A 3,281-nucleotide genomic window follows, 5' to 3' on the forward strand; every position below is an offset into this window, starting at 1 on the left:
GCGGCGAGCGACCCGAAGGTGTCGTCGTCGGTGCTGTCGTCCACCTGGATCACCCGGCCGCCGGCGACCGGTGGCGGCTCGCCGTGCCCGTGGCCGGGCCCGGTGGCGTCGCCGGGCGCGGGCAGGGAACCGGCCAGCATCCAGCCGGCGAGCGCCAGGCCGCAGGCCGCGGCGAGCAGCGGACGGCCGCCGCCGGCCCGCCGTCGCCGCGCCCGCGCCGCTTCCGCCGCGTTCGTGTGCCTCGCGCCCGCGGCCCCGGCCACCGTGCCAGCCGCCGCGTCCGTCCGCGCCCGTCTCTTCACCGCTGTCCCTCCTCCCGGCACACCCGCACCCGCGCGCTCACCCGTATTCCGCCAGCCGGAGGTTGATCCCGAGGACGGCGCAGGCGGCGGCCAGGGTCGCCAGGGCCAGGGCGCCGACCAGCAGGCCGGTGCGGGCGGTCACCGCGCGCTCGGCGGCCCGGGTGAACTGGTCCTGCTCGTGGGCCAGTGCCTGGGCCAGCGCCTCGTCCACCCGGTCGAAGGCTTCGCCCGTGGAGCCCTCGCCGATGACGAGTTCCACCGCCTCCTGGTACTCCCCGGCGTTCTCCCGCTGCCTGGCTTCCTCGTGCAGTGCGCGCCACTCGCCGACCGCCGCGTGGGCCGCCTCGACGGGGGCCCGGCCGGCCTCGTCGTCGGCCAGCTGCCAGGCGGTGCCGAGCCGCCCCCGCGGGGTGTCCGCCGCGTCGCCGTCGGCGGCGCCGTCGTTCCCGTTGCCGGCCGGCAGGCCCGCGAGTTCGGTCATGCGTTCCTGGTAGCTCTCCTCGAAGCCGGTGCCCGAGCCGCGCGCCACCAGGGTCATGCCCTCGGCGCCGCGGGCCTGGAGCGCCGCGATCCAGGCGTCGTTGAGGGCGCTCAGGGACTGGGCGCCGCCCCGGTCGGCGTCGTGCAGCGCCGCCCGGGCGAGGGTGTGCGCGCCGGTGAGCCACAGCAGCAGCACCAGGGCCGCCCCGGTCGCCGCCAGCAGCCCCTGGTTGAACACGCGGTGGGTGCGCAGCCAGTGGCGGCGCTGGACCCAGGCGAGGACGGCGAGCGCGAGGGCCGCGGCGGCCAGCGAGAACCACGGCCAGTCGGCGGCCCGCCGCGCGTCCTGCTGGAAACGTTCGGTCTCCAGCGCGTACAGCGACGCGGCGGCGGGCAGCAGCACTTCCTGCATCCGGCCGTCGGCGTACCGCAGATAGGCGCCGCCCAGCGGCAGCCACAGCCGGTCGTTCGCGCGGGCCGTCTCCACCAGGCCGGTGTACACGGGCAGTTCGGCGTTGAGCTGGGCGATCAGTTCCTGGGCGCGGGGTGAGCTGCCGGTGTGCGCGGCGGCCCGGGTGAGCAGGGCCGCGGCGGTGGCGATGCGTTCCTCGTACCGGGTCCGCACCCCCGGGTCGGAGCCGGTGCCGGTGAGGAGGGCCACGGCGGCGCTGGTGTTGGCGTCCGCGAGGGACCGGTAGATGTCGGCGGCTTCCGCGCTGAGCGGCTGGCTGGAGTCGATGAGCGTGTCGGCCGCCTCGGCGCGGTCGGCGATCTGCCAGGCGGTGGCCGCTCCGAACAGCAGCAGGGCGGCGACCACGGCGGCGCCGATGATCCGCAGCCGGCCGGGTTCGGTACGGGCGGCCGCGCGCAGCGTGCGCACGCCTCTCGCCCAGTCCGACAGCCGGGGTCTGCCCGGCGGCCGGGGCGGCACCGGCGGCGCGGGCGGCGGTACGGGGGGTACGGCGGGGGCGGCGGACGACGCGGGTGACGGTGCCGGGGGTGGCGGGCCCGGTGGAGGCAGGCCGGGCCGCGCCGGGGAGTGCGGTGGCTGCGTCACGGTCGGGCCTCCCCCCTCGTGTGTGGCCACGGCCAGCAGTATGGCCGCCCGGACGGATTCCAGACAGGGTTTGCGGGGATCTTGTCGCGATCGCGATGTTGTCCGCCGGGGCCGCCCGGCGCGCGCCCCCGTTCCCGCTCCGTCGCCTTGCCCGTCACCCCCTGACACGCATTGACCGCCCGTCAGGTTGCACCTACCGTCGCATCGGTCTTTTCTCCGTCCCCCCACCACGAATGGAGAGATCCGATGAGCCGCTCGTTATCCCGCCCCACCCGCGCGCTCGCCTCGTTCGCCGCCCTGCTGACCGCCGCCGGGACCGCCGCCGCCCTCTGGCTCGGCGGCGGCACCGCCACCGCCACCCCCACCGGGGCCGAGCCCGCCCCCACCGGGCCCGATCCGGCGGCCGTCACCCCGTACCAGCAGCACGGCGCCCTGGAGATCTGCGGCACCCGGCTGTGCGGCGAGGACGGCACCCCCGTCCAGTTGCGCGGCATGAGCAGCCACGGCACGCAGTGGTTCGAGCACTGCCTGACCGAGGCGTCCCTGGACGCCCTCGCCCACGACTGGGGCGCGAGCGTGCTGCGGCTGTCCACGTACGTCCAGGAGGACGGCTACGCGAGCGACCCGCAGTACTTCACCGACCTGGCCGGCCGCGTCATCGACCAGGCCACCGCGCGCGGCCTGTACGTGATCGTCGACTGGCACATGCTCACCCCCGGTGACCCGAACGCGAACACCGATCTGGCGAAGCGGTTCTTCACCGACATCACCGCCCGCCACGGCGACCAGGACAACCTGCTGTACGAGATCGCCAACGAGCCCAACGGCGTCAGCTGGCAGAGCATCAAGAGCTACGCCGAGGAGCTGATCCCGGTGGTCAGGGCGGGCGCCCCGGACGCCGTCGTGCTGGTCGGCACCCGCGGCTGGTCCTCGCTCGGTGTCTCCGAGGGCTCCGACGAGCGGGAGATCATCGCGAACCCGGTCGACGCCGAGAACATCGCGTACACCTTCCACTTCTACGCCGCCTCGCACCGCGACGCCTATCTCTCCGCCCTGGACCGCGCCTCCGACCAGCTGCCGGTGTTCGTCACCGAGTGGGGCACCCAGGACTACACGGGCGACGGGGCCAACGACTTCGCCAACGCCCAGCGCTACCTCGATCTGATGGCCGCCAAGGGCATCAGCTGGACCAACTGGAACTTCTCCGACGACTGGCGCTCGGGCGCCGTCTTCCGCGAGGGCTCCTGCGCGGCCGGCCAGTTCAGCGGGACGGCCCCGCTGAAGGAGGCCGGCATCTGGGTCCGCGACCGGGTGTGACCCCGCGAGCCGCCGCGGGGGGGGGGGGGGGGTGCCCCCCCCCCCGGGCGAGACCCCCGGCGGACCGCGGCCCACCCCCCCCCCCCCCCCCCCCCACCCCGCGGGGGGCGCCGGGGGCGGTGGGG

2 protein-coding genes and 1 pseudogene are annotated in these 3,281 nt (G+C 76.0%); 1 reads left to right on the plus strand and 2 read right to left on the minus strand.

Features of this window, described 5'->3' with window-relative positions:
• Together ACFV5N_RS19980 and ACFV5N_RS19985 are read right to left on the minus strand one after the other, a co-directional pair.
• Positions 1-302: pseudogene (locus ACFV5N_RS19980) on the minus strand (hypothetical protein); the annotation flags it as partial.
• Between the two features lie 37 nt (positions 303-339).
• Positions 340-1,662, minus strand: a complete 1,323-nt coding sequence (locus ACFV5N_RS19985; RefSeq protein WP_385601500.1) for a hypothetical protein — start codon at positions 1,660-1,662, stop codon at positions 340-342.
• Positions 1,663-2,085: 423 nt separating this feature from the next.
• On the opposite strand from ACFV5N_RS19985, the gene ACFV5N_RS19990 reads away from it, so the two are divergent.
• Positions 2,086-3,156 (plus strand): glycoside hydrolase family 5 protein, encoded by a 1,071-nt coding sequence (locus ACFV5N_RS19990; protein ID WP_385601503.1) that lies wholly within the window; start codon positions 2,086-2,088, stop codon positions 3,154-3,156.
• Positions 3,157-3,281 lie beyond the last annotated feature (125 nt).

This window comes from Streptomyces sp. NPDC059853, from assembly GCF_042731495.1.
In the GTDB taxonomy this organism is placed as follows: domain Bacteria; phylum Actinomycetota; class Actinomycetes; order Streptomycetales; family Streptomycetaceae; genus Streptomyces.